Annotated in this window: 6 protein-coding genes and 1 pseudogene; 1 reads left to right on the top strand and 6 read right to left on the bottom strand. The window is 24.7% G+C overall.

The window, feature by feature from the left end; all coding sequences use genetic code 11:
- The first annotated feature begins 152 nt into the window (after positions 1 to 152).
- Positions 153 to 551, top strand: coding sequence for a large-conductance mechanosensitive channel protein MscL (gene mscL, locus GM111_RS07900; protein ID WP_156300554.1), 399 nt, complete (start codon positions 153 to 155; stop codon positions 549 to 551).
- A 40-nt stretch (positions 552 to 591) separates the two neighbouring features.
- Here the strand turns inward: mscL and GM111_RS07905 are convergent, their stop codons facing one another.
- The 6 genes and pseudogenes from GM111_RS07905 to GM111_RS08290 form a co-directional block, all read right to left on the bottom strand.
- Positions 592 to 1,266, bottom strand: a complete 675-nt coding sequence (locus GM111_RS07905) for a peptidylprolyl isomerase (protein WP_156300555.1) — start codon at positions 1,264 to 1,266, stop codon at positions 592 to 594.
- Positions 1,267 to 1,270: 4 nt separating this feature from the next.
- On the bottom strand, positions 1,271 to 1,630 hold the full coding sequence (locus GM111_RS07910; RefSeq protein ID WP_156300556.1) for a hypothetical protein: 360 nt from the start codon (positions 1,628 to 1,630) through the stop codon (positions 1,271 to 1,273).
- Positions 1,631 to 1,693: 63 nt separating this feature from the next.
- Positions 1,694 to 2,629: a dihydroorotate oxidase gene (locus tag GM111_RS07915; protein WP_156300557.1), complete on the bottom strand. Its 936-nt coding sequence runs from the start codon at positions 2,627 to 2,629 to the stop codon at positions 1,694 to 1,696.
- 10 nt (positions 2,630 to 2,639) lie between these two features.
- Positions 2,640 to 3,095: a low molecular weight protein-tyrosine-phosphatase gene (locus GM111_RS07920; RefSeq protein WP_156300558.1), complete on the bottom strand. Its 456-nt coding sequence runs from the start codon at positions 3,093 to 3,095 to the stop codon at positions 2,640 to 2,642.
- A 1-nt stretch (position 3,096) separates the two neighbouring features.
- The gene (locus GM111_RS07925; RefSeq protein WP_156300559.1) at positions 3,097 to 3,678 is read right to left on the bottom strand and encodes a nucleoside triphosphate pyrophosphatase; all 582 of its coding nucleotides are present in this window, start codon (positions 3,676 to 3,678) and stop codon (positions 3,097 to 3,099) included.
- 306 nt (positions 3,679 to 3,984) lie between these two features.
- Positions 3,985 to 4,263 (bottom strand): annotated as a pseudogene (locus tag GM111_RS08290) (TMEM175 family protein); the annotation flags it as partial.
- Positions 4,264 to 4,539: the final 276 nt, after the last annotated feature.

Below are 4,539 nucleotides of genomic sequence, written 5' to 3' on the forward strand. Positions count from 1 at the left end.
ATCAAGTTTATGAGTGTCTATTAAATATAGCTTAATTAAACTTTTGGACACTTACTATTTTAATTTAGGTGATTTTTTCTAATTATTGTTTTACTTGTTTTAGTAGCAAAAAAAATGTATAATATATTGAAATATTAATTTAGGAGGAAAGCATGTTAAAAGAATTTAAAGAATTTATTGCTAAAGGTAATATTATTGATTTAGCAGTTGGGGTAATTATGGGGGGAGCATTTGGAAAAATAGTTGCTTCATTAGTTAATGATATTATTATGCCTGTAGTTGGTTTAATATTAGGATATGTTGATTTCAAAACATTACAAATTATCTTAAAACCTGCTGAAGGTGAAACACCAGCATTAGCAATTAACTATGGTATGTTTATACAAAATATTGTTGATTTCTTAATTATTGCTTTAGTTATCTTCTTAGTATTAAAAGCATTAATGAAAGCTAAAAAACAACAACCAGTTGAAGAACCAGCACCTGCTGAACCTGTATTAACTAAAGATCAAGAATTATTAATTGAAATCAGAGATTTATTAAAAAAATAAATTTAACAAACAAAAAATGGAAGAAATAATCTTCCATTTTTTATTTAACTTCAAATCCAGTTTCTTTAAGTTTTTCAGTCCACTCTTTAACTTCTTTATCAAAATTACCTAAAAATTCATTTACATTATATCCTGATATTTCAATATCCACAATTGAATCATCTTGTCTTATTAATCTAGCAATTGATAAATCATTTCTATCTTTTAAATTTCCAATAATTGAATATTCATTATTATATTCTTCTGCTTTTTGTAAAGTTATAAATATTTGTGATCCATTAGTATTTTTACCAGCATTTGCCATTGCAAGCATTCCAGCTCTATCAAATTTTAAAAAACTAAATTCATCATCTAATAGATATCCAGGTGTTCCTGTACCATCTCCAACTCTATCACCAGCTTGAATAATGTTGTTAACACTTACTCTATGAAATTTTAAATTATCATAATAATTATTTTGAGCTAAAAATACGAAGTTTGCAACTAATTTTGGTGCAGCTTCAGGATATAAATAAAGTTTCATGTCTCCTTTTGTAGTTTTAATTACAGCTTCCAGTTTATAACTCTTCATTTTATTTGCGAATTTTTCTTCTTCTGTTAAATTAAATAGCTTTTCTCCTAAAAAACTTGTTACAAATTTTTCTCCAGCACTACTACAGCTAACTACCAATAAAGAAAAGCATGCAATAAATAATAGTTTAATTAATTTTTTCATACAATTACCTATAAATATTGAAACCTTCTACAATATTTTCAATATCTACTTTTTCCTTTCTATTAAAATTAAATATGTGAAAATTAAACTCTTCTACTTTCAAAGAACTTAATAATTTCATTTCTTCTTTTTCTGTTACTATCTTATCATAAATAACTAATAAATCTAATACTTCATCGTTTGAACTTACAACTTCAACTATTTGAATTAACCTTCTACTATTTATATTTAAACTTCCCTTTAAAATCTCATTAGCTAATTTTTTGTTTGAAATTGCATTGTACAAGTTTGATTCTAGATTATTTAGAACCATTCCAAATAAAATATTTGGTTTTTGAGGTTTCTTAATTGTTACTATAGCCATTAGATCTCCTTCCTGTATATGTAATTTTAACATATTAAACTAAGGAATTCAATTAATATTGTCTTAGTCCATATATTTTAATTTACCTCTAAAGTCATCAATTTTTTGATATCCTTTTTCTTTCATAATTTCTTTAAGTTCATTTGTTATTCTACTGAAAGCTTCTGGTCCTTCTTTATGTAAAGTTGTACCTATTTGAACCATAGAAGCTCCACATAAAATATGTTCAAATGCATCTCTCCCTGTAAGAATTCCACCTGTCCCAATGATATTAATATCCTTTCTTAATCTTTGATAGAAACCATGAACATTTGCAAGAGCAGTTGGTTTTACATATTCTCCACCAATTCCTCCAAAACCATTTTTGGGCTTAATTACCACTGATTCATCATTTATTATAAGTCCATTTCCAATACTATTTATACAGTTAATAAATACTAATGGATATTTATTGAAAATATCTGCAGCTTGATCAAAATGTACTAAATCAAAATATGGCGGTAATTTTAGACCAAGTGGTTTAGTAAAGTATTCAAATACTTCTTTTAATAAAATTTCTGTAGTTTCAAAATCATATGCTATTTGTGGTTTTCCAGGAACATTTGGACATGATAAATTTAATTCAATTAAACCTTTAAAATTACTTTCTTCAACTCTTTTTAATAATGTATGTGTTTCTTCTTTACTCAAACCTACAAGAGAAAATATAAATGTTCTATCAGGTAATTCTTTTTGTAACTCTAATAAATAATCTAAATAATAATCAAAACCTAAATTTGGAAGTCCCATCGAATTAATACTTCCTAAACTTGTGTTTTTATAACGAGGTGTTGGATTACCTTCCCTAGGATTAAGTGTCGCTGTTTTTGTTACAAATGTTCCAGCTTCTGAATTCAATACTTGCTCTAATTCAGATTTATCATAACATAATACTCCTGCTGCATTCATGATACAGTTTTTAAATTCATAATTTCCTATTTTTGTACTTGTATTTACCATATATTTCCTCCTATTTTATATTTTCAATTTTTAATAAGAATGCAGCTAAACCTCTACAAATATCTTTAAAAGTTTCCTCAAAATCTCTTGTATGCCAAGGATCTTCAATATCTAAATTATTACCTGTAAAATCAAGTAATTTAAAAACTTTTCCAGATTTTTTTCCTAAAAATCTTTCTATATTTTTTACATTATAACTGTCCATAGCAATAATATAATCAAATTCATGAAAATCTTTTAAAGTTATTTGTCTTGCTTTATGTGGAACTACTAATATCCCTTTTTCTTTTAATTTTTTTACAGTACCATGATGTGGTGAGTTACCAATTTCTTCACTGCTTGTTCCTGCTGAATCAATCATAAATTTATCTTTTAAACCTTTTTCATTAATCATATGTGTAAATACTGACTCAGCCATTGTACTTCTACAAATATTACCATGACAAACAAATAATACTTTTTTCATATTACTCCTTTATTATTTTATTTAATTCTCTATATACCTCTCTAATAGGTAAACCCATTACATTATGATATGAACCTTCAATTCTTTCAACTAATATTGCACCTGCATCTTGTATTCCATATGCACCAGCTTTATCGAAAGGTTTATATTTATCAACATAGTATTCAATAGTTTCAATACTGTTATTTCCAAAATAAACATTTGTTGAACATGTAAATTTAATTATTGTATTATTATATATAATACAAACCGCAGTAATAACTTGATGTTTATTATTATTTAATTCCATTAACATTGATATGGATTTTTCTCTATTTTCACCTTTACCATATATTTTATCATTAAAATATACAATTGTATCAGCTGATATAACAATTTTATCAGATCTATCATCTAATTCTTTAGCTGCTGCAAGACCTTTCCCAACAGCTAATTTTAAAGTCAAATTTACTGGATCAGATATATTTAAATTTTTTTTATATTCCTTTTCATTAAATTCAGGAATGTATACACTAAAATTTTCAAAAATTAAATTTAATATTTCTTTTCTTCTAGGAGAAGCACTCGCTAAATATATTTTCATATTAACTCCTTAATATTATAAGAAAAACCGACTAAAAAATTAATCGATATCTTTTTCATTAAACAATTTTAACATTCTTTTATCAGGAATAAACCAAATTAAAGCAACAAAAAAATATAATATTCTTAATATTACTGGATTAAAAAAAGTAAAAATTATAGCTACTATATGAAAATAAAGAATTTTTTCCTTTTAAATCATTACCTATATGCCTTCTAATTTTACCAGTTTTATCATTATTAATTACAATATTTTGTAAAATTAAATAAGCAAGAGCTGTAAATAATAGAACAATACCATAAAATTCTATCGGATAAATACTTGATTTAAAGCTATTAATCCAATCAGAAGCAAACGGTAATAAAGAAATCCAAAATAAAAATACATATTTGACCATAAAATTTTTGGATTAATATGTTTTGTATTTTTTATTAAATAATGATGATTATTCCAATAAATTGTAACATAAATAAAACTCGTTATATATGAAGAAAAACTCGGAATTATTGATATTAAATCATTTAAAGTATCACCATTTGGAACTTTCATTGCTAATACTTTTATAGTAATAACAATAGCTAAAACACCATCACTAAATACTTACATTCTTGAACTGTTCATTTTTACTTGTATGATATAGTTAGTTCTTAAACTTTATCATACAACTCCTTTCTTTTGTATTTTATATTTTAATATTATCAAGTATAATTTAAGTATAATTACTTAGTATTATTTATTTTTTATAGTTGGATAAGTTATCAAATTTTAATCTCATTACAAGTCTATTAGTATAATATTTGGTGTACACTATGCTTCTGTTATTAATTCTAGTAATGAAGTTATTGGTAAACCTTTTCTTGT

This window comes from Streptobacillus canis, assembly GCF_009733925.1.
Classification (GTDB): domain Bacteria; phylum Fusobacteriota; class Fusobacteriia; order Fusobacteriales; family Leptotrichiaceae; genus Streptobacillus; species Streptobacillus canis.